Annotated in this window: 24 protein-coding genes; 14 read left to right on the forward strand and 10 right to left on the reverse strand. The window is 63.7% G+C overall.

Annotated features, from left to right (window positions below; all coding sequences use genetic code 11):
• Positions 1-462: 462 nt before the first annotated feature.
• From BJ963_RS18210 to tal, 5 genes are all read right to left on the reverse strand, one after another.
• Positions 463-1,119: a GntR family transcriptional regulator gene (locus BJ963_RS18210; RefSeq protein WP_179457852.1), complete on the reverse strand. Its 657-nt coding sequence runs from the start codon at positions 1,117-1,119 to the stop codon at positions 463-465.
• A gap of 718 nt (positions 1,120-1,837) precedes the next feature.
• Positions 1,838-3,565: an aa3-type cytochrome oxidase subunit I gene (gene ctaD, locus BJ963_RS18215; RefSeq protein ID WP_179457853.1), complete on the reverse strand. Its 1,728-nt coding sequence runs from the start codon at positions 3,563-3,565 to the stop codon at positions 1,838-1,840.
• Positions 3,566-3,634: 69 nt separating this feature from the next.
• Positions 3,635-4,546: a ferritin-like domain-containing protein gene (locus BJ963_RS18220; protein ID WP_179457854.1), complete on the reverse strand. Its 912-nt coding sequence runs from the start codon at positions 4,544-4,546 to the stop codon at positions 3,635-3,637.
• Positions 4,547-4,836: 290 nt separating this feature from the next.
• The gene (trxB, locus tag BJ963_RS18225) at positions 4,837-5,757 is read right to left on the reverse strand and encodes a thioredoxin-disulfide reductase (protein ID WP_179457855.1); all 921 of its coding nucleotides are present in this window, start codon (positions 5,755-5,757) and stop codon (positions 4,837-4,839) included.
• 69 nt (positions 5,758-5,826) lie between these two features.
• Complete coding sequence (gene tal / locus BJ963_RS18230) at positions 5,827-6,984, reverse strand: transaldolase (protein WP_179457856.1); 1,158 nt, start codon at positions 6,982-6,984, stop codon at positions 5,827-5,829.
• 365 nt (positions 6,985-7,349) lie between these two features.
• Here tal and BJ963_RS18235 point away from each other — a divergent pair, with 365 nt between their 5' ends.
• The 3 genes from BJ963_RS18235 to BJ963_RS18245 all read left to right on the forward strand — a co-directional run bounded on the left by BJ963_RS18235 (position 7,350) and on the right by BJ963_RS18245 (position 9,234).
• Complete coding sequence (locus BJ963_RS18235) at positions 7,350-7,733, forward strand: hypothetical protein (RefSeq protein WP_179457857.1); 384 nt, start codon at positions 7,350-7,352, stop codon at positions 7,731-7,733.
• Positions 7,730-8,647 carry an NADP-dependent oxidoreductase gene (locus tag BJ963_RS18240; RefSeq protein ID WP_179457858.1) on the forward strand — a complete coding sequence of 306 codons (918 nt, stop codon included), beginning with the start codon at positions 7,730-7,732 and terminating at the stop codon, positions 8,645-8,647. The genes BJ963_RS18235 and BJ963_RS18240 overlap by 4 nt, the downstream gene beginning before the upstream one ends.
• A 107-nt stretch (positions 8,648-8,754) precedes the next feature.
• Complete coding sequence (locus BJ963_RS18245) at positions 8,755-9,234, forward strand: hypothetical protein (RefSeq protein ID WP_179457859.1); 480 nt, start codon at positions 8,755-8,757, stop codon at positions 9,232-9,234.
• Between the two features lie 96 nt (positions 9,235-9,330).
• Here BJ963_RS18245 and BJ963_RS18250 read toward each other — a convergent pair whose 3' ends face one another.
• Positions 9,331-10,716: a dihydrolipoyl dehydrogenase family protein gene (locus tag BJ963_RS18250; protein WP_179457860.1), complete on the reverse strand. Its 1,386-nt coding sequence runs from the start codon at positions 10,714-10,716 to the stop codon at positions 9,331-9,333.
• A 73-nt stretch (positions 10,717-10,789) separates the two neighbouring features.
• Here BJ963_RS18250 and BJ963_RS18255 point away from each other — a divergent pair, with 73 nt between their 5' ends.
• The gene (locus BJ963_RS18255; RefSeq protein WP_179457861.1) at positions 10,790-11,755 is read left to right on the forward strand and encodes an AraC family transcriptional regulator; all 966 of its coding nucleotides are present in this window, start codon (positions 10,790-10,792) and stop codon (positions 11,753-11,755) included.
• 396 nt (positions 11,756-12,151) lie between these two features.
• The gene (locus BJ963_RS18260) at positions 12,152-13,087 is read left to right on the forward strand and encodes an NADP-dependent oxidoreductase (RefSeq protein ID WP_179457862.1); all 936 of its coding nucleotides are present in this window, start codon (positions 12,152-12,154) and stop codon (positions 13,085-13,087) included.
• A 1,040-nt stretch (positions 13,088-14,127) separates the two neighbouring features.
• On the opposite strand, the gene BJ963_RS18265 is transcribed toward BJ963_RS18260, so the two are convergent.
• Positions 14,128-15,036, reverse strand: a complete 909-nt coding sequence (locus BJ963_RS18265; protein ID WP_179457863.1) for an AvrD family protein — start codon at positions 15,034-15,036, stop codon at positions 14,128-14,130.
• A gap of 78 nt (positions 15,037-15,114) precedes the next feature.
• On the opposite strand from BJ963_RS18265, the gene BJ963_RS18270 reads away from it, so the two are divergent.
• The 5 genes from BJ963_RS18270 to BJ963_RS18290 all read left to right on the forward strand — a co-directional run bounded on the left by BJ963_RS18270 (position 15,115) and on the right by BJ963_RS18290 (position 18,578).
• A complete protein-coding gene (locus BJ963_RS18270) occupies positions 15,115-15,714 on the forward strand; it encodes a TetR/AcrR family transcriptional regulator (protein ID WP_179457864.1) in 600 nt (199 codons plus the stop codon).
• Positions 15,715-15,873: 159 nt separating this feature from the next.
• Complete coding sequence (locus BJ963_RS18275; protein ID WP_179457865.1) at positions 15,874-16,371, forward strand: hypothetical protein; 498 nt, start codon at positions 15,874-15,876, stop codon at positions 16,369-16,371.
• A 91-nt stretch (positions 16,372-16,462) separates the two neighbouring features.
• Positions 16,463-17,359, forward strand: coding sequence for a Kiwa anti-phage protein KwaB-like domain-containing protein (locus tag BJ963_RS18280; RefSeq protein WP_179457866.1), 897 nt, complete (start codon positions 16,463-16,465; stop codon positions 17,357-17,359).
• A 191-nt stretch (positions 17,360-17,550) separates the two neighbouring features.
• Positions 17,551-17,922 carry a PH domain-containing protein gene (locus BJ963_RS18285; RefSeq protein ID WP_179458215.1) on the forward strand — a complete coding sequence of 124 codons (372 nt, stop codon included), beginning with the start codon at positions 17,551-17,553 and terminating at the stop codon, positions 17,920-17,922.
• Between the two features lie 2 nt (positions 17,923-17,924).
• Complete coding sequence (locus BJ963_RS18290; protein WP_179457867.1) at positions 17,925-18,578, forward strand: hypothetical protein; 654 nt, start codon at positions 17,925-17,927, stop codon at positions 18,576-18,578.
• A 31-nt stretch (positions 18,579-18,609) separates the two neighbouring features.
• On the opposite strand, the gene BJ963_RS18295 is transcribed toward BJ963_RS18290, so the two are convergent.
• A complete protein-coding gene (locus BJ963_RS18295; RefSeq protein WP_179457868.1) occupies positions 18,610-18,882 on the reverse strand; it encodes a hypothetical protein in 273 nt (90 codons plus the stop codon).
• A 255-nt stretch (positions 18,883-19,137) separates the two neighbouring features.
• Complete coding sequence (locus BJ963_RS18300; RefSeq protein WP_179457869.1) at positions 19,138-20,121, reverse strand: hypothetical protein; 984 nt, start codon at positions 20,119-20,121, stop codon at positions 19,138-19,140.
• A 1,055-nt stretch (positions 20,122-21,176) separates the two neighbouring features.
• Between BJ963_RS18300 and BJ963_RS18305 the strand changes: the two genes are divergently transcribed.
• The 4 genes from BJ963_RS18305 to BJ963_RS18320 all read left to right on the forward strand — a co-directional run bounded on the left by BJ963_RS18305 (position 21,177) and on the right by BJ963_RS18320 (position 24,128).
• Positions 21,177-21,623: an FAS1-like dehydratase domain-containing protein gene (locus BJ963_RS18305; protein WP_179457870.1), complete on the forward strand. Its 447-nt coding sequence runs from the start codon at positions 21,177-21,179 to the stop codon at positions 21,621-21,623.
• On the forward strand, positions 21,623-22,048 hold the full coding sequence (locus tag BJ963_RS18310) for a MaoC family dehydratase (protein ID WP_089914019.1): 426 nt from the start codon (positions 21,623-21,625) through the stop codon (positions 22,046-22,048). Before BJ963_RS18305 ends, BJ963_RS18310 begins: the two co-directional genes overlap by 1 nt.
• Complete coding sequence (locus BJ963_RS18315) at positions 22,045-23,184, forward strand: UDP-N-acetylmuramate dehydrogenase (RefSeq protein ID WP_179457871.1); 1,140 nt, start codon at positions 22,045-22,047, stop codon at positions 23,182-23,184. Before BJ963_RS18310 ends, BJ963_RS18315 begins: the two co-directional genes overlap by 4 nt.
• A 122-nt stretch (positions 23,185-23,306) precedes the next feature.
• The gene (locus BJ963_RS18320; RefSeq protein ID WP_179457872.1) at positions 23,307-24,128 is read left to right on the forward strand and encodes a hypothetical protein; all 822 of its coding nucleotides are present in this window, start codon (positions 23,307-23,309) and stop codon (positions 24,126-24,128) included.
• An 85-nt stretch (positions 24,129-24,213) separates the two neighbouring features.
• Here the strand turns inward: BJ963_RS18320 and BJ963_RS18325 are convergent, their stop codons facing one another.
• Positions 24,214-26,304, reverse strand: a complete 2,091-nt coding sequence (locus BJ963_RS18325) for a RecQ family ATP-dependent DNA helicase (protein ID WP_179457873.1) — start codon at positions 26,302-26,304, stop codon at positions 24,214-24,216.
• Between the last annotated feature and the right edge of the window lie 27 nt (positions 26,305-26,331).

Consider the following 26,331-nt stretch of genomic DNA (forward strand, 5'->3'; position numbering starts at 1 on the left):
AGAAACCTTTCCACCAGGGGGTGTGGCGGGCCGGCCCGTCGGGGAGTTTGGTTTCGACGACCGACGCCTGCTCTCTGATGAACTCCACGTACCCGCATTCGAGGCAGTTGTTTGTGTACGGGTGCACTGCAAGGCCGACGCCGTAATACGGATTCCGTCGTCGCTGCATGCGGTGACGGCAACGAGGGCAATAGGCCACAGGCGCCCGCTCCTCCCGCGGAGTCTATTCCGGAGGGCTCCGACAACCCGAATGTCGGAGCCCTCGCCAGCCAGGACGAGCCTGGTTGGCGGCCGCCCTTGGGGGGTCAGCGGCCCGTTTTCACGATAGTGAAAGTGTAGCTCCAATCCAAATTGATGCTCTACTTGGAGAACCAAACAGTCCACTTTAGAGAAAGAGTGAGTCTGGTTTTTCGGAACGCGACGACCGGCGCTCCGTCGGTGTCCGAAACCTCCGTTGCGCGCTTACGCAGTCAGCGGGTTCGATGCGAAAAGGCCCCGCGTCGCTCGTTCAACCTCTTCCAGCGCCCCGCTTTGAAGCGCGCGAAGCAGTGCGACGTGGCTCGCCCTGAGGGAGGCCCAGTCAATGGGCCTGTTCTTGAACAGCACCAGCGCTTTGTACCCGAGTGACCGCGCGGAGCGCTCAACGACGTCAGTCAAACTCTCGTTAGGGCAAAGGTCTTCCAATGCCAAGAAGTAGTCAGTGATGCGTCGCGTAAAGCCGCTGACGTCGCGAGCGTCAATTGCCGCAATTGCGAGTTTGATGCGATCAATCAAGTCCCCGAGTTCGTTAGGCGTCGCCACGCGAACCGATGCGGTAGTTACCCCGGTGATGAGAACACCAATGGCTTCCAGGTAGCTTGAAGCTTCCTCGACGCGCGGTTTGACGACCCGGGTGTGCGATTGCGGTGCGGTTTCGACGAGTCCTTCGATCGTGAGCGCGAAAAGGGCCTGACGAATCGGCGTCCGGGAAATGCCGAGCCAGCGTTGCAGTTCCGCGTCGTCCAGTCGCTCGCCGGGGTGCAGGACCCCGTTCAGAATTGCTTCGCGGATGGCCTCGTAGGCAACGTCGCGGATCAACTTTCGGGGGGCGCCAGGGTGCGACGCGCCTAGTGCAGTCATACCGCCTCCAACCGCGAACCGACTCCGCCTTCGGGTAGCGGACGTGCGGACGGATCGCAATAAATCACTGTAAGCGTGCCTGACGGCCGCACATGTTTCAACACGACATCTCCGCCGGCGTCCTTGAAGATTGACGGCTGATGATCCTTGCCCGTGTGCGAGCTCGCAATCTCCTAACGGTTAGGAATGGCGGGCGTGCAGGCATCGTTTGAAGGACTAAATGGTCCACATGCGGCTGTCTGGCAGCAGAAGTATCAGCGAACCCCGTAGCTGTGAAAGAGTGCGCATGACGGTTCCCGAAATGCCTGACCCTGGGCTTACCGACGTGTATCAGCCGCCCAGCACGGTAAGCCAAGATTCGACCGTCAAGACGCTGATATTAGGGCGAGGAGATCCGATAGTCGCTGTGACGGCCGACGGCTTCTGGCGGACTGTGCAAACACCGATGGAAGCGCAACGATGCGCATAGTCAGTTCCGAGCCGTAAGCGTTGGCGCCTTACCACCCGTGTAAAGACGTTGGTTAGGCCTTGATCGGTAAACCGGTAGACGACGATGGCATGCTCGAGCTCCTCGAACGCTGGCGCGGTCACCGCCACAGGATCGTCCGTCTCATCGGGGCAAGTGGTTACCGGCGGCCGCGGCACGGTGCGAGGATCACCATTCAGGATCACCGGTGGCACTGAATGCCTTTAGCAGCTGACATCGCCGGTTGGCGAGTCAGGCACGTAGGGGTGCTTGCGGAGCATCCTTTCCGGGTCCGATGCCCAATGGCATCCCAGCCTCGGGATGGTTCATGTCGAACGCGGGAGACTCCGAACGAATCCGCGGTATCGCCGTGAAGTTGTGCCGCGGCGGGGGGCAGCTCGTGGCCCATTCAAGCGACCGGCCGTACCCCCACGGGTCGCTCACCGTCACTTTCGGGATATGGCGGGCCGTGAGGTAGACGTTCAGGAAAAAAGGGATCATCGACACGGCCAGCAAAAATGACCCAAAAGTAGACACCTGATTCAGCCAGGCGAAGCCATCCTCCGGCAAGTACGTTGCGTACCGCCGCGGCATCCCCAAGACCCCTAGCCAATGCTGGATGAGGAACGTCGTGTGGAAGCCGACGAATAGCAACCAGAAATGCCACTTCCCTAACCGGTTGCTAAGGACCTTCCCTGTCCACTTCGGCCACCAGAAATAGAAGCCGGCGAACATCGCGAACACCACGGTCCCGAACACCACATAGTGGATGTGCGCCACGACGAAGTAGGTGTCGGAGACATGAAAGTCCAATGGCGGTGATGCCATGATCACCCCGGTGAGGCCGCCGAACGTGAAGGTGATCAGGAACCCGATCGCCCATAGCATCGGGGCTTCGAAGGTGAGCGACCCGCGCCACATCGTGCCGATCCAGTTGAAGATCTTCACGCCCGTCGGCACTGCGATCAGCATGGTCATCAGGGAGAACCACGGCAGGAGGACCGACCCGGTCACGAACATGTGGTGCGCCCAGACAGCCATCGACAGTGCCGCGATCGCGATCGTCGCGTAGACCAGTGTCTTGTAACCGAAGATCGGCTTCCGGCTGAATACTGGGAAGATTTCCGACACGATGCCGAAAAACGGGATTGCGATGATGTACACCTCGGGATGACCAAAGAACCAAAACAGGTGCTGCCACATCAGCGCTCCACCGTTGGCGGCGTCGAAGATGTGGGCTCCAAAGACTCGATCGGCGCCCAGCGCGAACAGCGCCGCCGCGAGCACGGGAAAAGCCACCAGCACCATGATGGAAGTGACCAAAGTGTTCCAGGTGAAGATCGGCAGGCGGAACATGGTCATTCCTGGCGCACGCAAAGTGATGATTGTGGTGATGAAATTGACGGCGCCGAGAATGGTGCCAAAGCCCGACAGTGCCAGCCCGAAAGCCCATAGATTCGTCCCGACACCAGGCGAGAACGTTGCTGACGACAGCGGCGCATAGCCAGTCCATCCGAAAATCGCTGTGCCTTCAGGAGTCAGGAAGCCGGACACAACGATCGCGGAGCCGAAGAAGTAAAGCCAGTAGGCCAGCGCGTTCAGCCGCGGAAATGCCACGTCCGGGGCGCCAATCTGTAGCGGCATGATCGCATTCGCGAACCCGGCGAATAGTGGCGTCGCAAACATCAGCAGCATGATGGTGCCGTGCATTGTGAACAGCTGGTTGTACTGGGTTCGCGTCTGCACGATTTGAAGACCGGGAGCAAAAAGCTGCGCCCGAATGAGCAGCGCGAGCACCCCGCCGATGAGGAAGGAAGCAAAGGAAGTGAACAGATAAAGGTAACCGATGGTCTTGTGGTCCGTGGACGTTAGCCACGACACGAGAAGGTTGCCTTTACGCTGTGCGCTGGAAGAGATGGGCTCCGGCGCGTCCGCCGGAGTCGGATGCGTCTGGCGGACCTGGACGTAGTGTGACGTCATCGCTTCTCCTGACTGGTGCCGGCAGATTGCTGTCGCCCGGAGGTTATGGCTGCGGTGCCACGATCGCGGTCAGCTGTTCTGCCCGGATTCGCGCAGTGCCCCGTTCAGCCCGTTCGGGTAGAACCCGCCGGAAGTGGCACGGACCGGGGTGAGGTAGACGATGTTGAGGATGTGCTCCGGGGAGCGTCCGTACGTTCTGCCTTCCGCGTCCGTTGGGACGAGGTTGAGCGACTCTCGATTTCCGATGCCCTGATCGTCATCGCCGATACCGTCGACCGCTCCACGCACGTCGGAGATTTTCTGCACTGCATCAAACACAGCGTCGTTGATCATGCCTTCGTTATAGAGCGAGGTGCGAACAATGCCTCCGTGGTAGGCCTCTGTCGCGAGCATCCCTGCGGCCGCGTCGAGGTACGTCTTGTTCGCGATGAGCGGCGCTGCTCCTTTGAACGCCGTTACACCGACATCTTCGAATAAGAACGCGCCAAAGAGGAAGTTGAGGTCGTTCGCATATGCGTCGAAGGTTTCTCCCGGCTTGATCAGACCAGCGGCGCGAGCGGCCGCGGTGAAGCTCTGATCTAACGAGATGCTCGGCCGAGCCACCGCTGTATTTCCGAGTGCGTCGCGAAGGAACTTCACGTGCGCTCGCTCATCGCCGGCGATCTCCGCTGCGATCCTGCGGATCACCGGGCTCTGGAAAGGAACCGGCCGCCCGCCGGTCACCTCTCCTCGCGTTCCGGCTCCGGTGGTCATGTCGTCAGGCAAAGTGTCCCCGGACGCTCGAAGGTAGAACTCCGCCTCGAGATACTCCAAGTTCAGCGCGAAGTTCAGGATGCTCGCATCACTGACCGCGGCTGCCTGCGCGGCGTCGCCGGGCTGTCCGTTGGCTGCAGCATTGACCATCTCTGAAAGGCCTTCACGGTCGGCGTCTGTTTCGCCGCTCCGGTTGGCAGCCCGGGACAGAAAATCGTTGTCAGACATTGGTAGACCACCTCTTCCGATAATCCGATTACCGGTGAAAGGGCATGTCATCTGGGTGGACGCGCCGACGCTTCAAACGCCTTCATGCTTCACATGCGCAACGCCTGTTGGTGGACGCGTTCGCTCGCATGGCTGCCTTCTCGTGTCCGTCGTTGGACACAACTCAATTAGAGTCGGGCAACGCCAGCATGTGCAGTAGACCCAACTGGTTTCGTCGGCGATCAGCTCACTGAACGTTCGATTTTCGAAGGTGTCAGTGCATGCCTTGACATCGAAGGGAGAGACGTTCGTCAGCGAGCAGCGAGGTATCGCTCGGCATCAAGAGCGGCGACCGCCCCGGACCCGGCTGCGGTGATCGCCTGCCGGTAAGTCGCGTCGAGCACATCTCCGGCGACGAACACCCCGGCGAGGCTTGTGCGAGAACTCCGGCCGTCGACGGCGACGGTTCCATCGGAGTTGAAGTCGAGCTTCCCGTGGACCAGATGAGTGCGCGGATCAGCACCGATAGCGATGAAAAGGCCCTGAAGCTCCAAGGTGCTGGGCGACCCATCGTGCGTGTTCACGAGATCAACGGATGTCACCGCTTCTTCGCCGCGCACGGCCTTGACGCGCTTGTTGACCAGCAATTCAATCTTTGGATTGCTAAGCGCCCGATCCTTCATGATGCGGGAGGCGCGCAGATTATCGGTGCGGTGGATGATGTACACCTTGTCCGCGAACCGGGCGAGGAACGCTGCCTCCTGCATCGCCGAATCACCGCCGCCTACAACGCCGACGGTCTTGCCGCGGAAGAAGAAGCCGTCGCAGGTGGCGCACCAGGACACCCCATGCCCAGTGAGCCGATCCTCTCCAGGGATGCCTAGTTTTCTGTAGGCGGAACCGGTCGCAAAGATGATCGACTCGCTTTCGTGTGTAGCGCCGTTGCTCAACGTCACACGTTTGCTGTCGCCGACAAGGTCGAGGTTCTCAACGTCCTCGAAGAGCACTTCGGTTCCAAATTTCTCCGCCTGCGCTTGGAGCATCTGCACTAGGTCTGGGCCTAGCACCCCTGTAGGAAACCCGGGAAAGTTTTCCACTTCCGTCGTGTTCACCAGGTCGCCGCCTGCTTCTACGCTGCTGGCGATGAGCAGAGGGCTCAGGCTGGCGCGGGCCGCGTATATCGCTGCGGTGAAGCCGGCAGGGCCGGATCCAATGATGATCGTCTGTCGCATCCTGTCACCTCCATCTATCAGCCACCGGCAAAGTCGAGACCAGCCAGGTAATCAGGCCTACGGGCCTGGTCATCGCGAGCTCCTGAGCGCCTCAGCGACCGTCTTGTTCAACTTCCGCCAAGAGCTCTCGAACTTCTCGACGCCCTCCGCAAGGAGCTTGTCGGTTACTTTCTCGTACGAGACGCCGACTGCCTTTAGGCGTTCGAAAGTGTCAACGGCGTCGCCGTAACGGTCGGTGATGGTGTCACTGCTCAGGCGCCCGTGATCCGCGAAAGCCCTGAGTGTGCCTGGAGGCATCGTGATGACGGTGTCTGGAGCGATGAGTTCGTTCACGTAATAGGTGTCCGCGAGCTCAGGGTTCTTTACGCCTGTGGACGCCCAGAGCGGTCGTTGGATGTTTGCGCCTCGTGCCAGCAGCCGCTCGGCACGCCCACGGGCGAACTCCTCCTGGAAGACCCGGTAAGCCAACCGGGCGTTTGCGACGCCGACCGTGCCGCGTAGTTCCAATGCGTCCGGAGTGTCCAGATCGCCGAGCCGGGTGTCGACTTCCGTATCGACTCGGGAGACGAAGAACGACGCGACGGAAAAGATGTCGCTGATGTTCCGCCCGGCCAGAAGGGCTCGCTCAAGCCCTGAAAGGTACGCGCGGATGACCAGCCGATAAACGTCGATGTTGAACAGGAGAGTTACGTTCACGCTGATCCCGGCCGCGGTGGCTTCCGCGATCGCGTCGATACCTTCCGCCGTCGCGGGGATCTTCACCATCAGATTTGGTTGATCGATCGTCTTCCAAAGATGGGTAGCGCGTTCCAATGTCTCTTTCGCCTGGAATGCGATGGCGGGCTCCACTTCAACGGACACACGTCCGTCTACACTTCCGGTCTGCTGGAATGTCGGATACAACAGTTTGGCGGTGTCGATGATGTCGGCCGTGACCAATGCGTCGACTGCGTCCGGTACCGACGCGCCTGACTGCGCGAGCTTCTTAAGCTGCTCGTTGTAGGCATCGGTTCCTTCGACCGCAGAAGAGAAGATCGTCGGGTTCGTCGTGACACCGACCACGTCGTAGCAGTCGATCAGCTTCCGCAACTCCCCGGACACCAACGCGTCGCGCGACAGATCGTCAAGCCAGATTGATACGCCAGCTTTGCTGAGCGCGGCAGTGGCACAGGAGCGGTCGCCGCCGCTGTTGACGGAACCGCCGGGAGACTTGTCGAATCGGTTCATGATGTGCCGCCTCTCGTGGGTGAAACCCAGACGGCGAACGTCGTGTACCCGATCGGGCTCACGAACCTCGAACGTCTGGGTTATGTCATCTGCTGGCAATCATCAGCATCAAAGCATTCTTAACGTTCCCACCAATGGAATATCGAGTACAGAACCAGGCTCGCACGACACTCAGCAGCGAAAGCAGACCGGTCGGCCAGCGCTGAGGGGCAACGCTGGCGCGCCTACGCGAGCCGGTGCACTGGGTTAAGGTGCACCCGGTAATACGGGCGTCCACGTCGCAGCGAATATTGCGAAGGGTCAGCTGACCCGCGAATCCAAGGTGATCCAGCACCGCCTGCACGACGCGCCCAGGAGAAGTATCGATGGATGACATGACGGCTGGAATAGTCCTCGCTGGCATCTTCGCAGCGCTGACGGTCGGAGCTGTCGTGGCGACCATCACCCTCGGCGGTCGGACGAACACCGTCACGAAACTAGGCGTCCTAGATAAGGCTCCTGATCGGCAGCCCCAGACCTTCTCGACCGAGAAGCTCATCGATGAGGAGCTGTCGACGGGCCTGTCGGCACTCGAGAGCGTTCCCTATCGAATTGCGACCACCGACACGTCATCATCGAACCACGCCGCAGAGTTGCAGCAAGGTCGCGAGGTCGCACAGACCAACTCGTCACAAGAATCCCGCAAGCAATGCTCAGACCGAGCCGCATCATGCGACGGAAAGCAGCCGCCCAGAAGGAGGCCGACATGAAAGCCCTAACCGCATCTGACCGCGAATCCGGAATCGCAGGACTGGCCCTGCAGGAGCGGCCCTACCCGCACGCCGCAGAAAACGACGTCATCGTCCGCGTGCACGCCGCCGGATTCACAACCGGCGAATTGAAATGGCCCGGCACATGGACAGATAGAGCAGGCCACGACCGGACCCCCACCATCCCCGGTCACGAGGTCGCTGGTGTGGTGGTCGAGCTCGGATACGGGACCACAGGCCTCACGCTGGGCCAACGGGTATTCGGCATTGCCGACTGGACACGGGACGGCAGCCTTGCCGAATACGTTGCGGTAGAGACCCGGAATCTGGCCCCGCTGCCAGCGGACATCGATTTTGTCACCGCCGCCAGCCTGCCCATTTCGGGACTCACCGCATTGCAGGGCCTGTTCGTTCACGGAAATCTAGCCCCCGGGCAGACGGTGCTCGTGACCGGCGCTGCCGGCGGAGTGGGATCAGTCGTATGCCAGCTCGCGCGCGAAGCAGGAGCGTTTGTGATCGGAGCTGGCCGGGAGCAGCACAAGGCTCGAATTCTGGAAGCAGGAGCCGACCGCTTCCTCAACCTCGAAGACCCGTCAGGAGAAGACGACGAGGTCGATCTTCTATTCGACGTTCTTGACGGCCCGATCTGCGCGCGTCTGGCAGAACGGATCCGCCCTGGCGGCATGCTGGTATCCATCGCGATGCCCCCGTATGTGTCCCGGGCAGACATCGAGGTCCGCTTCTTTGTGGTCGAGACAGATCGGCAGCAGCTCACTGATCTCATCACGCGGGCTCGAAGTGGTCGCCTCCGAACCTTCATCGGCGACGTCATCCCGCTGGGACAAGCTGCTGCGGCGTTCGCTAAGGGTTCCGCTACGCCGGGAAAGATCGTCGTGAAAGTCGCCGCAGACTAACCCGGAACCGCCCAAATAGCTCCGGCGAATGAGGGCTCCCAATGACGGTCCGCCCGTTCGTGAGAAGTCGCATCGAAGCGACACCGTGAAGTTCGAGAGGTAACAAGATGGCTGACACCGAGAAAACCCAACCCAGCGGCGCAGAACTCTATCGAGGTCTCGCCACCGAATTCCTGCACCACTACCGTCGTGGGCCTCGCTACATCGCAGTAACCGGCGTACCCGAGAGCGACCCCGCCCGCGTGGCTGACTTGCTCGCAGCGGCACTCAACCACGAGGGACAGCCGACCGAGCGTAAAACGGTCGCCGGCACACCGACTGCAGATGAGTTCCGGGATACGACCGTAGCCCCATTTCGTTCCCGCGACGATGTCCTCGTGGTCGACGGGCCCGACCTGCTGAGTAAAGAGTTCCGGGGCTTCTGGAACTTCTCCATCTGGCTCGAGCACGACCCCGGCCGCACACCGGATTGGTCGTTCGTTGCCATCGAACAAGACCAGCTGGGGACCCCGCGGGAATCCGCCTCGGTCATGCTCGACGACGTGAACCCAGAACGACCGCAGCGGCTTTGGGCGGACTACTGCTGAACCCCCGTTGTTGCGCTCTTATCCCTGGCTCCTATGCGGAGGAGGCAACAGAAGGGACTGTGCGCCGCGACCCGAAGGTCCCGGCGCACACCCCGTTCAGGACACGATCTTTGTGAAGATTTCGTTGAACGCCTCGGTCGTGCTGGGGTGCGTGTAGATCCCGTTGGTCAACGCGGTGGCAGTCACGCCCTGCTGCATCGCCAGTGAAATCATGTTGATCACCTCTTGCGCGTCGATACTCAGAATCGCCGCACCGAGAATCTGATCGGTGTCCGCGTCAAGGATGAACTTCATCACCCCGCGGGTCTCCTCAACCGTGTACGTGCGACGCAACGCGACAATGTTCGCCACGTTCTCGCGCGCAACCTTGATGTTCAGGCCCCGAGCGCGGGCCTCGCGCTCGGTGAGGCCGACGGTCGCCAGCGGAGGCGTGATGAACACCGTCTTGGGTACCGCAACGCGGTCCTTAACGCTCCGCTTCCCGTCACCGAGCAGCTGGTCGATGACGATGCGTGCGTCGTCCAGCGAGATGTAGGTGAACTGTGGCCCGCCGTTCACATCACCAAGCGCGAAGATGTGCGGCTGAGCGGTGCGCAGGTGCTCATCAACCACGACAGCCCCTCGCGGTGTCACCGCCACCCCGGCCGCCTCAAGGTTCAGCCCATCCGTTGCAGGTTTGCGGCCGGTCGCCGGCAGCACAGCGTCTCCTCGGACGGTGTGCGAGACCCCGTCCTTCATGTAGGTGACGATCGTTCCACCGTCCACATCTTCGATGCTGGTCGCGAACGAACCAGGGATGAGGGTGATGCCGTCGCCGGCGAGGATCTCAGCGGCGACCGAAGCGACGTCCTCATCCTCCTTCGGCAGCAGCCGATCTGCCGCCTCGAGGACGGTCACCTCAGAGCCGAAGTGCCGGTAGATCGACGCGAATTCCAACCCCAGGTAGCCGCCGCCGATGATCACTAGATTCTCAGGGAGCTTCTGCAGCCGGGTCAGGTCACTGCTGCTGACGAGGTGCTCGCTGTCATCGATGCCGTCAATGCGCGGGACGATCGGCTCGGAGCCGGTATTGATCAGGATCGTCGAACCAGTGACGGTGATCGTGTCCTTGCCTTCTCCGACGGCGACGGTATGCGGGTCGATGAAACGGGCCTTCCCGGTGATGACAGTCGCCAGGTCCTTGCTGTCGAGGGCCTTGAAGTTCGCGGCCCGGCCAGCCGAAGTGAGCTTCCGCACACCCTCAATGGAGTTAGCGAAGAACTCCTGCGCCGCGTCTTCCAGACGCCGCGAGTTTGAATAGTGCACAAGCATTTTGGTCGGTATGCAACCGACATTGGGGCAGGTGCCGCCGTACATGTCCTCAGACTGCTCGATGAGGATGATCCGCTTCCCAGCGTTCGAAAGCGCGTGCGCAGCGGTCTTCCCTCCCTTGCCGAAGCCGAGGACGATGACATCGGCTGTGAGAGATGTGGTGGTGTCCATGACTAGAGTGTCGCCCAACGCCGATGCTACTAATAGACCAGCGCGTATCATGACCTAGCTCGAAAGTATCAAAATGGACGAAATCAGCCAGCTGCTACGAATTGCCCGGTTAGAAGCACGCCTGGACACGCGATGCCTTCTCGGCGGGTCCACCAGCATGGAGCCAGGCCCGCGCGCGCCTCGGGAAATCCCGTTCCATGTCTTGCTTGAAGGGGAGTGCGACCTCGAGGTCGGCGGAAAACTGCATCACATGACCGCCGGCGACGTCGTCATCATCACCACCGGAGCCAGACACCGGATTCTCACCGCCGGAACTGGGCCCACCCGCTCGATTACCATACGAGCCGGCTCGACATTTTCCATCAAAACAAGCGACGACAACAGCGAGCCGGTGATCGACCTCTTCTGCGGCCACTACACCGTCGGTGCAGGCGCTGGTGCGATCCTATTCCGGTCTCTGCCCGCGCCAACGCACGTCTCGCTGTTCAACGATGAGCGCGGCCGCGCAACCCTGAAAGGGCTGAGCAACTTGATGCGCGCCGAGGCCGAGCATGACGGGATGGGTTCCGCAGCCATCATGTCAGCGTTCTGCACCGTGCTCATCGCGCTCGTCCTTCGCACCGCGACCGCAGCCGACAACACCCACGGACGCCTGTGGACCGCTGTCGCAGACCCACGGATCAGCACCATCATCCAAGCCATCCTCGCCCGGCCCGGCGCCCGCTGGTCACTAGAACAGCTGGCCGCGCAATCCTCCATGTCGCGAGCAACCTTCATCCGCAGATTTCAAGCAGCGACCGGGATGACGTTCGGGCAGTTCCTCACACGAGCGCGCTTGATGATCGCAGCTGACCTGCTCGACAACAGCGACCGGAACGTTGCAGACATTGCCGCGGAGGTGGGCTACCAATCCGAGTCCGCGTTCACCCGCGCGTTCCGTGCTGGAACGGGCCAAACACCGTCGCAGTTCAGACGTTCCAAGCACGACATCGGGGCAACTACGCCAGCCGACCGAAAACTACCGGTCGCCACCGCCTGACCGAAGCGCCCCTTCTGCTCCGACCGGGGGCCGGGAAGGCGCATCGTCGACGAGGCGGTATCGCCGCCGTCTCACGCGAGCATCACGATCCCTCCGATCGAGAGGTAAGAGCGACCACCCGACGCGACACCGATCAGATGAACACAAACCCAGTATGCGCTAGCAGCAGTGCCGACGACCGCCTCGCAGCATGAACTCGCATCGCCGACATGACCAGCCACCCCAACCCGGGTTGCAACTTTAGGGCCAGATGATGACACGAGATGAGCTACTTGAACCACTCAAGCCGCGGGAAACTCGTCAGAACGATGCAGGCCGGTGCGTCACACACACAGTCGGCAAGCGGAAAAGTCAGTGCAACCGCCTCACACCGCTTCAAAGAATAAGGAGAACATCATGATCGGGATCGGAGCCCAGACCGTTGACGGGACTGTCGAGGTCCTCGACCTGCCCACCCCTCGCCAGCCAGAAGCCGGCGAGATCCTGCTCGAGACCATCAGTGCAGGAATCGGGCCGTGGGACGCTCTCCTGCACATCACCAACGGCTGGGATGTCCAGCTGAAGCCGCCGGCGGCACTCGGTGTCGAAGGCGTCGGACGCGTCACCGCCGTCGGCCCGGAAGTCGACAACTTCAAGGTCGGCGACGTCGTCATCGTCCACGACACCCCGCTTCCCGGAGGTAGCGGATTCTGGGCGCAGCAGGTACTCGTGCACGCGTCCAGCGCCGCGCTGCTCCCGCCGGGACTCAGCCCCATCGACGCGGCAGCGCTCCCCGTCGCTGCACTCACCGCAAGCCAGTCGCTCAAGGAACTGGAGGTCGGCAAGGGCACCCGCCTTCTCGTCGTCGGTTCCGGACCCACCGGCCTGATGGCGATTCGCCTCGGCGTGCTCGCCGGTGCTGAAGTGGTCGCCGCGGCAGCTCCCCGGCACAACGACCTGCTCCGCAAGCTCGGAGCGGTCGACGTCATCGACTCGCATGCCGAGAACTTCGCGCAGACGACCGACCGTCGGTTCGACGCAGTCCTCATCGCCGCTGATGGCACCTCCGTTGAGGCCATGAAGCTGATCGACGACGGCGGCCGTCTGACCTCCCTCACCTCCGACGCGCCGGAGCCCACCCGTGGAATCGCCACCAACAACCTGTATATCGTGCCGGACGGTCACGACCTCGAGCGGATCGCGAAGCTCGCCGCCGACGGTGAACTGCCGCTCGACGTGACGACGATCACCCCGGACGACGCCCCGGCCACGGAGGAACTCGTCGCCAACGGGCGCTCGAAGGGTGCGAAGTTCGTCATCGACTTCGCCCCGCAGGGGAACGCCGCCGCCTAACCGGTACGCCCAGCCCAATCGACAACGGCCAGGAGAGCCCCAAAAGTGGGCGCTCCTGGCCGTTGGTGTTTGCGCGGTCACAATCACGGTCCAACGAGTCTCCACTCCGTGTACCGATAGGTCGGCACAGGGCACAGCGCGGTGAGCTCATAACGAGTTCGCACAGCCAGCCGCCCACCTTCTGTAATGGTCAACGCGTTCGGCAGGCGGTTATACACAAGGTTCGGAACAGACGCCCACCGGCTTCCATGCACAGTGAGCAGCAGCACCGGCCTCCAAGCGAGCGCAACCATGATCCACAGGCTAAGGAACGATTCCACGCCCCGATAGACAGTGCGGGCGCGGACGCCCGCTCCCGGTTGACACCAGGTTTAAGGGCCGGCGTCCGCTCAGGCTCCGAAGCGTCGGATCGAAGACAGTGCCTATGGCGCCTTTCGTTCCCACACGACCCAGCGTCGGCTCAGCAACGTCGAACAGCGCCGCCCCACGTCTTCCCGTATCGTCTCGAACTGAGCGCGACTAGTCATATCCGCTTCCAACAAAGCAGACGCGAACGATCCAATAGCAGAAGTAGACACCAGGTCAGGGCTTGAAGCGAGGATTGCCCCAGGCCTCAGCCGACGCAACCAGGCGCTTGGCCGGTATTGATTGCAGACCATTAACACGAGTGCGTCACAGTCGAACTGCTCAGGCGCGACGGCAGCGATCTCCACCTCCTGCTTCGCGTCTCCTCTCCCGTGATCGCTCACCCACTCCGGGAAGCAAGCGAACCCGTGGGTCATCACAACCATCAACGTCGACGGCAACGCCAACGCGGCGCTGAACTGCGCACCGTTTTCACACCGCACAGCCCCACCACCAACTTTCTTGAGGATCCCGTCCGTTTCCGGATCCGCATCGAACGCAATGAAGCGCGGACGTCGCTCGACAGTATCCGCTAGGGCGTCTACAGGGGGTGATAGCGGAGACAAGCTCGCTGTCGGTTCATTACCGCGACGTCCAGACATGCGCTTCCACACCCTTCTCGTGATCTAACTCGGTCACCCGTGCACCTGAAAAGCCAGAGACGCTTCCCCACGCCAACCCGGGAAAGCTGAAATCCGCACGACCGCGCTCACCTGATCTACACCGGCGCGTTGAAACCTGCTGAACTTTGAAACCGTCAGTCGCGCCTGGTGATCCGCCACATCATCAGGTACGGACGAGAAAATACAGCGACGCATCCACAAATTCCCGGTCCGATCACGAGGCACACCAGCTACGCCGTACAGCACGGCCTGCGCAAGCTGAGACGTCAGGGCCAGACATTCGATGACGCCAGGGCGGGCGTCCGCCGGCGCAATCTCGAAATCGCATGACCCTCCGGCCAGGCCCACGTCCAACGACGTCGCGAACAGCGCAAACCCACGAAAACCGTCCGCGAAGTAACGGCCGGAAGCCTTCCCCAACACCGTCTCAACATCCACCGGGCCAGAAGCAAACGGCCGCGACCGATGTGCCTCACGGGCGCGCATGACCACGTCGACGCGCAACATCCCGACTCTGCAGCCGACATGGCACAACCCGTCATCGGTGCAGTCCTCGACCGCGAGCAGCGCCTCAACAGGAATACCACCCATCCCCGACTCGGGAACGGTACCTGCACGAACCGCGACCGACAGCAGTTCGCCCTCGCCACCAATCGGAGACAAACCAGCGGCGATCATCGCAACCGACGACACCGTGCCAGCGATAGAGATCGCGTCCACCGTCCCCAGGTGAGCGACCCGGGATGCGCCCACACGTTCCCACTGGCGCAAAGTCGCCGTTGCGCGGACCACGGTTACCGCGTGCTCTGGAAACGCGACCGACACATCCTCAAGCTGAGCGGACGCACGCCTGTACCCGACACCGAAATACCGCTCCTCCGCAGGGCCCAACACCACCTCGAACGCGTCCTTCATGAGCATGTTTTCACCCGCACGAATCCCACAGTTCTACGCGCTACAGTCATTGCACTGACAACAGAGGGAACGGGCCACCTTCGAATGCCAAAACAAGAACGAGCTGAGCGCACTCGGCTTGCCATTCTTGACGCTGCCGCAGCTGAATTTGACGCATACGGGTACGAAGGGGCGCGCCTCGACCGCATCATCGAACGGACCGACGCAACCAAAGGCGCCGTGTACTTCCACTTCCCCTCAAAACTCGACATCGCCAAAGCGCTCGTCGAACAGAAGTACACCAACTGGCCGGTCATCGTCGCCGAAGTCACCGGCACCGGGCTCCGAGGCATAGCCGCAGCCGAAGAAATCACACAGCGCGTCGGGCGGGTGTTCGCCACAGACGTGCGAGTCCGAGCCGCGATGAAACTAAGCCAAAGCGTGCTACCGCCGCCAGCAGACGACAACCCGTACGACAAATGGGTGGAACTCATCGCTGTGTTCCTAGTTCAGGAGATCGGAGAGGGCTCCGAAGCCGAAGCCACCGAGATAGCGACCGTCGCAGTGCACTCCTTCTTCGGGTCATACATGATCGCGCACGAACTCGGACGACTGCGCACCCTCAAAGAGGACATCGCCCGCATGTGGAAGGTTCTCGCCGCCTCCGTAAAGGAACGCCAAGCCGCTTCATCGAGCACCCAATAAACCTACCCGGTAGTCTCTTCCCGCAACCTCCCCTACTTCGAGGGGTGCCGCGCATAGACGACAGGACAGCGGCAACACCTGCCGCATCTACAAGCCGACGGTAACGACCTCAGTGTCGGCCGCCCGCCATAGACTGCACGTCCAGAAGAAGAGGTACCCATGCTCGCCAAGCCGTTACTGTTCCTATCGTCCTACGCGGTGCTATTCGCCCTGCTGGCAATCCGCATCGACCAGCCGGCGGCGCGATGGACAATGGCCGGCCTCAGCATCGCAGGAATCCTCTCCCTCATCCTCATCCTGCGGCTCAACAAATCACAGACACGCGCCGAGCACACCATCAGCGAGGTATCCAACGCCGGATCGGAAGCCGCCGCATACCTCGCCGGCTACCTGCTTCCATTCCTCGTAGTAGCCAACCCAACAGCTGCGGACTGGCTCGCATACGCACTATTTCTCATCGTCGCGCTCGTCATCAACGTCCGCACCGGAATCATCCAAGTGAACCCGCTGCTGTTCCTGCTCGGCTACTCCATCTACAAGGTGAAAAGCACAACCGGAGCAACCTTCTACATCGTCGCGCGCGGGCGGCTGCTCCCCGGCGAGCAGATACGGACAACATCCCTCAGCGACGAAGTCCGAGTCCTCAGAAAGGCCTGACACGCCAACCTCATAACGTACCGCCAGGTCGGTAAACTAGGCAGGCCAAGCCGCAGCGGCGTCCAAGCCGCGCACGAACAAGGACACGCCCATGCCGATCACCATCCCCGATCCGACAACACCGATGACACTCGTCGTCACCTGGACAACCGGCGCAAACGTGCACGGACGCCGCCTCATGATCGGAGGCGACGTCGCAGAGGGCCTACGAGGATTCGCGGCGCAAGCGGCCGCTACCGCCGAGCTCGAGGGCGGTCGCACGTACGATCCGGACGAGTCGCAGGACGACACGCCTTACTTCGTTGCGGACCATGAGGAGGCGTGGGACGTCGCACTCCTTGACACAATCCGGCACGGGGACGGGCTCCCGGAGGCGAACGGCGACGATCTGAAGCGCGCCTTCACCTGCTACGCATTGGTCGTCGGAGACAGCGAAGCGCCCACCCTGTACATCCGGAAAGCTAACCCCGTGGCCCTCGCCCGGAAGCCCCTCATTGCTGGCCTGGTTGACAATACGATCAAGAAGATCACGTCACCGCTTTTCTCCTTCGATTCGAAATTCGACGTCATCGTGACCCCCGAGCAGATCTACGCGATAGATAAGAGCAACTTTGAGCGGCTGTTCAAAGAAACCGAAGCTGTCCTCGCACGCGCTGGCGAATGGGTTGACGCTCTCATCGGCGACCTCCCCATCACCGGCTCGTCACGCGACACCCTCATTGACATCGCTCGCCGCAACTCCTTCCACCGAAAGAAGATCCAGAGCATCGGCCGCCGCGCCTACATGCAGAAACTCACCCCGGCGCTCCTGCGCACCAAGATGCAAGATCACGGACTGGACGCCGACACCCTCATGCCCAACGGAGAACTGGACTTCGCCGAAGCCAACGTGCGCGACCTACTCCGACTACTAAACGAAGACCTCTTCCGCGGCGACTTCTCCGATGAGCAATTCGCCGCCAGTTCCAAACAGCTCGCGCGCAGCTGAAACGCCCTGGACTTGGTGTTCGGCTGGCGGGACAGCTGCGGATCAACGTGTCCAAGTAGCCGGCAAGTAGTCGCTGTTATCACTGGCGTGGCGGCATGGCGAGCGTCGACGGGCCGGCCCGTACCGGCTGCCCGGTTTGTGCCCCGCAAGGGGACTCGCGACGTCGGCCGCCGATTCGCGAACCTATCGTGATGGAAACCGCTCCGATCACCGCCTGGACCCTGCAGAACGAAATCCCGATCCCCGACGACGTCAACCAACTTCTCGTCGAAGGTGAACAGGCCGTTGCCGCGTTCAAGACGTTCCGCGACTCGGCCATCTTCACGACAAAGCGTCTGATCGTGCGTGACGCACAAGGAGTCACCGGGAAGAAAGTGGAAATCTATTCTCTGCCCTACAGTGCGATCAACATGTGGTCGTCGGAGAACGCCGGCAAGCTCGACCTCAACGCAGAGGTCGAGCTCTGGACCCGTGCAGGGCACATCAAGATCAAACTCGGTCGAGGCGCCGACGTCCGCCGCCTCGACAGCCTCATCGCGTGGGCTGTCCTGCACTCGCACTAACCATGAGCTGTCACCACAATGACCTCGCATGCCAAGTCGCCCGCCTCGCCGACTCGCTAACGGGCTTCGACTGGGACGGGTTCGTCGCGACAGTCCTCGCAACCGTCGTAGGTGCGGCCGCGGCCGCGCTCGTCAGCATCGTCCTCTACAGACACGAACTGCGAACCCGACGACGAGGTGACATCGACGCAGCCGCCGTCGCACTGATCCGAGGGATTCAGACCTACACCCGCGAATACCGGATGTTCCAGCAAAGCCTTCGGGCAAGAGCGGAGCAATCGATCATGGCAGTCCAACAAGGGTGGGTGGAGCGAGTCACACTCACACCCGAACCGGATCGCGCCGAGCTCGACACCGCGGTAGAAGCCCTCGTCGTCATTACCCGCAAGAGCGAACGCATCGTCGCAGAGCGCGCACGCCAAGTGCTCTACGAACTCACCTTCATCAGAAACCCAGACAAGTCAGTAGAGGAGTACAACAACGTCCGGCGTGTACTCGTCTCCTGGCGCGCAGGCAAACTCAAAGACGGTCAGACCGTCGAAGCGCTTAACGTGGTCGACCGCCGCCGACAGGTAATCAACGGTGACGTCGACGGTCCGCTGCCGGACAGTCCAGAACCGTACGTCCGAAAGCCGTTCGTTCTCGAGGACGCCTGACTTAGCTAGCGCGGCCCAGGCTGAACGGGCCTCAGTAGAGCTCTGACGACACCGCCAACCGACGGAGCTGGCCCAGGGTGAGCGGAGCCAGGTTGAGCGTCCGCTCGTTGAACCAGGTCGTCAACGCTTCGTTCAGCTCTGGGTCCACGACCGAAAGCGCATGCTCGACGTCCTCGTACGTCAGCGGGAAGTTCCAACCTGGCGCAACGACGTCGAGGTAGCGGCGGCGGTCCGGAAGCAGCTCGTTGACATCAGCTAGCAAGCGCCGCGTCAGCAGCCAGCAACATTCGCGCGGATGCTCCATGCTCTCTACCCGGGCGAGGCTCGCCGGCGAGCCCAGACGCGGTCAGGGGAGCGAACCGAGCCAAGGATGAGCAGCATGGCCCCTGATCGTTCGCGGTTCGCCGCATTTATTGGTCGAACAGTGTTTCACCGACGACTAGAAGCAAGGAGGAAGGCTTATGGATGCACTGCTAATTGTCCCAGCCATCATGTTGGCCGTGAGTATCTGGCAGTTCCTCAAGCACGATAATGCTCGGCTCGAGGCAAACCAGGACAATCATTCGAACTGAGCGTCTCCGGCCAACCCTGCTTTCGCCAACGCCTCGTCAGTGCGCCGCAGTTCGTTGCGGTACCACCAGCCCAAAACGTGACGTAGAGACGCAATCGGTGCGAGAACGACAATCGTCACAGCCAGAGGCACCAGTCCAAGGAGTTCATGGGAGTTTGTCCCACCTGCGACTACCCACCCAACCAGCAGGACGACGAGAATGTACGCAAGCCCAGGGACGACAAACAGCCTCGAACCGGTCACCCACATTGCGAACGCAGAAGTTGCAAGACACAAGCCGACGGCACCTAGGTACCCAGCCGCAGCCAAGTTGGAAGCGTCCGCCTTACCGGTCGCCCATGCTTCGATGGCAATGACCGCAGCACACCCTCCGAGAAGAACCACCGCGCACAACTCGAACGGGAGCAAGCGGCGCGATCCGAGACGAGCGCGACCACCGCGCGACCGCAGCCACTTATTGAGGTGCACGCGCGCAACCAAATCCTGCGCCGCCGCTAGATCGGTGCGCGTCCTAGCGGAAGCGTCAGCCGCAACTAGAACCACCGCTGCACCCACCAGAGCAGGGCACAGGACTCCGAACACGGATTGCGGGGACTTCATCGCTTCATGCCAGGTGCTCAGGGCGGCAACCCCAAATGATGCGCTGCCGACGATCACAGACGCGAACTCGAGAACCCGAGACCTAGCCAGATCAGGCATTGAATCGGTGGAATTGCGGACCACCACCTGAAGAGCTAACGCGATCGCGGCGAGCACTGTAAGGGCGAGCAGGCTTTGCTCGCCTGTGACCGCCAACTCAAGCCGCGCCTCCGGCAAGTGGCCGACAACCCAAACCCCGGTGGCGAGAACGGCCACCAGTGCGCAGACAAGCAGCATCTGATACCAAAGGCCTGTGAGGTAGTCGCTGCGAGCCCTCTTGTAGTCCGCGACGAGCGTCTTCGCGTCCCCCAACGGGTCGGCCTTGCTGGTCACATATACCCTGGGCATCGAGTCCACATTCTTCACTTGGGGTCTGAACGTTGAAGCCGGCTCTCGACCAGCAGGTTGCGAAAAATGGTCAGCGCCAACGCGGCTCACTCAAGGCGGAGCCAAGCAGTAGCCGGCAGCCCAACTCTAATGGAGCGGATATCGCACGGCCGGTCACCGCTGCGAGCAAGCAGACGCCCCAGCTGGAAGTCGGGCGCCCTTCGAAAGCTGGGACAAGGCAAGGAACGCTTTCGAACGCGGGCTGAAAGCTCGACCTACGAGACACTAGGCGCCACCGACGACGGCCGCTCCCGCAAAGCCGATACTTCAACGGCGGCCATTATCACTAGCAAGCGCGAGTTGACGGACGACGCGGAGAAGAACAAATTCCGCCACCCGCACTCATGGCATGGAGCCGCTGCGCCACCGACGCTCCCGGACATGGGCGATTCAGCAGACACTCGCTGATGAGCGACCGCGTCCCAAGACGGGCCACACTGCTGGCTCGCAGTACCCAGCTCGCTCATCGCGCTCATCGCCGACGCGTGTGATTGCGACACGCCGAAATCGACCCTCTGAGATTGCGAGTGCGCGGGTAACAGCAACCCCAAGAGTGTCATCGCAAAGAAACCAAATGCCTGAGATTCCGAGCAAAAAGACCATCTGACCTGCGACGACGCCGCGATACCGCGAGACGCCTCTCACGGGAGCTGAGACCTATCAATGTCGGTGGTCTCCCCTACTCTGGGGGCAGCGAGAAAAAATCCCCAAAACACAACATGTAGTGGAATGACAATCGTGTCATTCGGGTTATATAGTGGGTGAACACCGCGGGAACGCGGATCACCAAGACTTCTAGGGGAGGCCATCATGGACTACGAAAACGACAGCGTTGGCGGCTACTCGGTTCCCGTCGACCCCATGGACCTGCTGCAGTGCGACAGCTGCCAGTAAGGCGCTAGCACCGAGCACGAAGACCCCGGAGGCCTCAATGGCCTCCGGGGTCTTCTGCGTTCGCGGGTGCCAGGAACCGGCGAGGGGCGCGCCGGTAGAATCGTCGGGTGCCAGTGAACCCAGAGCTGCAGGGGCGTGAGTTCCCGCCCACCCGGCCGTACCTCGTCGGGCGAGAGAAAGTACGCGAGTTCGCCCGCGCGGTCTTCGCCACCTCCCCGATCAACCACGACGTGGAAGCGGCCCGCGCTGCCGGGCATCCCGACCTGGTGGCCCCGCCGACCTTCCCGGTCGTCGTGCAGGAGGCGACCCTCGCGCAGCTGCTCTCCGAACCCGACGCGGGAATCGACTTCAGCCGCGTCGTCCACGGCGACCAGCGGTTCACCTTCTCACGCCCGGTGTTCGCCGGCGACGAGTTGACCGCGACCCTGCGGGTGACCTCCGTGAAGAGCCTCGGCGCGCACTCGATGGTCACCGCCGAGTCGACCATCGTCGACGCCGACGGCGCGCACGTGGTGACCGCCACCTCCACCCTGGTCCTACGAGGAGACGAATGATGGCCACTCCCGACTTCGACACCCTCGCCGTCGGCGACGTGGTCGCCGAGCGCACGGTCGAACTGACCCGCGACTCCCTCGTCCGCTACGCGGGCGCCTCCGGCGACTTCAACCCCATCCACTACCGGGACGACATCGCGACCTCGGTCGGGCTCCCCGGCGTCATCGCGCACGGCATGCTGACGATGGGACTCGCCGTGCAGCCCGTCGTCGACTGGGCGGGCGACCCGGCGCTGGTCGCGGACTACCAGGTGCGGTTCACCCGCCCGGTGGTCGTCGACCCGACGGACGGCGCCACCGTGACCGTGTCCGCCAAGGTAGGCCAGCTGGATGCCGAAGCGCGCGTGGCGCGCATCGACCTGACGACGACGTTCGGCGGCGAGACGGTGCTCGGCAAGGCGCAGGTCCGCGTCCGGCTGGCATGACCGACGCGACGCCGGCACTCGCCGACCTGACCACCATCCGCGTCGGCGGGGTGCCCCACCGGCTCGTCGTCGCCGATGACCGTGACGCCCTCGTGGATGCGGTGCGCGAAGCGCGCGATACCGGCGAGGATCGACTGCTGCTCGGCGGCGGCTCGAACACGGTGGCGAGCGATGACGGTTTCGACGGAACCGTCATCCACATCCGCACCCGCGGCGTCGAGCGGCTGCCCGCACCGGACGGGCGGATCCGGCTCCGGGTGCAGGCGGGAGAGCCGTGGGACGAGCTCGTCGCGCTGACCGTGCGCAACGGGTGGTCGGGGATCGAAGCGCTCAGCGGCATCCCCGGGTCCACCGGCGCCGCTCCCGTGCAGAACATCGGGGCGTACGGCCAGGAGCTCGAGTCCGCGCTCGTCGGCGTCGAGTTCCTCGACGACATGTCGGACGAGATCGTGTACCTGACCCGCCAGGAGCTGGGGCTCGGGTACCGCACGTCGGCTCTCAAGCGCGGGCGGGGCGGCGTGGTGCTCTCGGTGGACCTGGAACTGTCCGACGGTGCGGTCCCCGGCGAGGTCGGCGCGCCGTTGAGCGCGCCGGTGGCGTATGCGCAGCTGGCGGACGCCCTCGGCGTCCCGCTCGGTGCCCGGGTGCCGGTGGCGGAGCTGCGTCGCGCCGTGCTCGCCCTGCGGTCGTCGAAGGGGATGGTGCTCGACCCGGCCGACCGCGACTCGGTCAGCTCCGGATCGTTCTTCACCAACCCGATCGTGTCGGAGGGCTTCGCGCGCACGCTTCCGGCGAACGCCCCCCGGTGGCCGCAGGTTCCGCCGGAGGCCGACACGGTGATGGACATCCCGCTCGGAGGTGTGCACCCTTTCGATGTCCCTCCGCTCGCCGCCGCCGAGTACACCGTGAAGCTCAGCGCGGCGTGGCTGATCGAGAACGCGGGCATCCACCGCGGGTTCGCACTGCCGGGGTCCGGTGCGGCGATCTCGTCCAAGCACACGCTCGCCATCGTCAACCGCGGCGGAGCGACCGCGGCAGATGTCGCCCAGCTGGCGTCGTTCATCCAGTCGCGGGTGCAGTCCGAGTTCGGCGTTGTTCTGCAGCCGGAGCCGGTGATGGTCGGGCTCGACCTCTGACGGCGATCTCGCATCTCGTGCCTGGCCGACACCCATCGAACTCTGAGAGTTTTCTCACGCCGCGCTCCGTAGGCTGAACCCGACACGGCGCGTGTGCGCCGGGAGGGACCGGAGGGAACGACATGGGATTCCTGGACCGCCTGCTCGGACGCGAGGAACCGCGCCCGAACGGCACGCAGACGCAGAGCACCGCCTACCCGCCGTACGGCGGAGGGCAGGGCCAGGCACCAGCGCAGCCGTCCGGTCAGCCCCCGGCCCGCAGTGAGGACGAGATCGCGGTGGAGCGCTACCGCTACCTGCTCCGCACGGCTCCGCCGGAGACCATCGAGCAGGTGCATGAGGAGGCGTTCACCAAGCTGACGCCCGACCAGCGTCGGCTGCTGTTCCAGCAGCTCAGCGAGAGCGCGCCGGCGGGGGAGCAGCCCCGCGGCGACGACCCGCGGTCTCTGGCTCAGGCGGCGACCCGTTCCGAACTCCGCCAGCCCGGAACGCTCGAGCGCGCCCTCGGCGGCGGTGCCGGAGGCGCCGGTGGCGCGGGTCGCCCCGGATTCGGTGGAGCGGGCTTCGGCAGCATGTTCGCGAGCTCCCTGCTCGGAAGCGTCGCGGGCTACGTGATCGGTTCCGCGCTGGTCAGCGCCTTTCTTCCCGCGCCGGGCGCCGACCAGGCGGACGGCGGCTCCGGCGACCAGAACGGCGACAACCAGAACGCGAACGACCAGGGCGGTAACGACAACGGCGGCGACCAGGGCGGCGATGGCGGCGCTGGTGACGGCGGCGCCGGTGACGGCTCGGTCGACGCGGCCGGCTGGGGTGGCGACACCGGTGGCGGCGACGCAGGCGGCGGCGACGTCTCCGGAGGCGATTGGGGCGGCGGCGGCGACTGGGGCGGCTTCGGCGGTGGCGACTTCGGCGGAGGCGATTTCGGCGGAGGCGACTTCATCTGATCGCACACGGGGGTGAGCGCTCGCGCGGCGCTCACCCCTGTGTGTCGTCTCGACCGCTGTTCGGGCGAGCACCGCGGGGCGCCGCTCAGCTGCGCACGGCGGCCGCGAACGGCAGCACGGCGCCGGCGCCGACCCGGACGAGCTCCTGACCGGCGACCGTGATGGTCCAGCGACGGTCCACGAGATCGTCGACGAGGAGAACCGGGACGCCGGCGGGCAGGTCGAGCCCGTCGGCGGAGAACCGGTTCCAGACGGATGCCAGCCGGAAGGCGCTGTTGCCGCCGGGTGCTCCGGACGGCGGGCCGCCGCGCCACTCCAGCGTTCCGGCGTACGGGAGACGGCCGATGCCCGCGAGCCCTCGGGCGAGGGATTCGATGAAGACGGGCCGCCGCCGCGACGGCATCGCGGCGACCACGCCCGGGCGCGCATTCCAGTCCCAATCGGCGAGCACCCGCACACAGGCGTCGAGAACCGCCGGAGGCACGGGCTGGTCGGGTGCGTCCTCTGCGAGCAGGTCGCGCAGCCGCCCTCCCCAGCCCAGGTCGGTCAACCGGGCGAGCGCTCTGCCCGGCTCGAGCTGCTGACCGGCCGCGAGCTTGCCCTTCACCGGGACTCCGAGACGGTCCGCACCGGTCGGCCACAGCTTGCGCGGCTCGACCTCGACGCCGACCCGATCGAGGATCGTGCCGACCTCGCCCGCCGCGCTGCCGTCGACCTCCGTCGGGTACCAGACGCCCGCGCAGTTGTCGCAGCGGCCGCACGGCCCGGCGTCCGGGTCGTCGAGAGCGCGCTGCAGGAACTCCATCCGGCACGCGGACGTCGACTCGTAGTCGAGCATCGACTGCTGCTCCGCCTCGCGGGCGGCGGCGATGCGGGCGTACCGCTCTTCGTCGTACTCCCACGGAGCGCCCGTCGAGACCCAGCCGCCGCTCACCCGGCGCACGGCGCCGTCGACGTCGAGCACCTTCAGCAGCAGTTCGAGAGTGGACGCGCGGAGGTCGACACGGCTCTCCAGCACCCGTGTCGACAGCGGCTCCGACCCCAGGGCCTCGAGGACCGCCGCGGCCTTCTCGCGCGACGGCATGGATGCGGTCGCGAAGTACTGCCAGATGGCCCGGTCCTCCGGACCCGGCAGCAGCAGAACGTCGGCGTTCTCGGTCGCGCGGCCCGCTCGGCCCACCTGCTGGTAGTAGGCGACCGGCGACGAAGGAGCCCCCAGGTGCACGACGAACCCCAGGTCGGGCTTGTCGAATCCCATGCCGAGGGCGCTCGTGGCCACGAGCACCTTGACCTCGTTGCGCTTGAGCCGGCCCTCCAAGTCCTCGCGCTCTGCGGTGTCCGTCTGGCCGGTGTACGCGTGCGCTTCGTGGCCGGCGCGGCGAAGCACGCGCGCGGTGTCCTCCGCCGCCGACACCGTCAGCGTGTACACGATGCCGCTGCCGGGGAGATCGCCCAGATGGCCGGCCAGCCAGGCGAGCCGCGCGGTGGCGTCGGGCAGGGGGAGCACTCCCAGGCGCAGCGATCGCCGGGCCAGGGGGCCGCGGATCGTCACGACCTCGGCCTCCCGACCGACGCCCAGCTGCTCGACCACGTCGGCCACGACGCGCTCGTTCGCCGTCGCGGTGGTCGCCAGCACGGGCACGCCGTCCGGAAGCCGCCCGATCAGGTCGCGGAGCCGGCGGTAGTCGGGCCGGAAATCATGGCCCCAATCCGAGATGCAGTGGGCCTCGTCCACCACCAGGAGCCCGCTGCGGTCTACCAGCGCGGGGAGCTGCGTGTCGCGGAAGTCGGGATTGTTCAAGCGTTCCGGCGACACCAGGAGGACGTCGACCGAGTCCTCCCGGAGGCGGGCCGCCACATCCTCCCACTCGTGACGGTTGGACGAGTTGATGGTGACCGCGCGCACGCCGGCGCGCTCGGCCGCCGCCACCTGGTCGCGCATGAGCGCGAGCAGCGGCGAGACGAGGATCGTCGGCCCGGCACCCCGCGCCCGGAGCAGCATGGTGGCCACGAAGTAGACGGCCGACTTGCCCCACCCCGTTCGCTGTACGACCAGGGCCCGCCGGTGGTCGTCGACCAGAGCGCCGATGGCCTCGAACTGCCCGTCGTGGAACTCGGCCTCCGGGCGCCCGACGAGGGCGCGGAGGCTGGTGAGGGCATCTGTTGCAGTGGTCATGGTGCCATCGTGTCAGGCACGCCTGAC

It is taken from the genome of Leifsonia soli (assembly GCF_013408745.1).
In the GTDB taxonomy this organism is placed as follows: Bacteria; Actinomycetota; Actinomycetes; order Actinomycetales; family Microbacteriaceae; genus Leifsonia; species Leifsonia soli.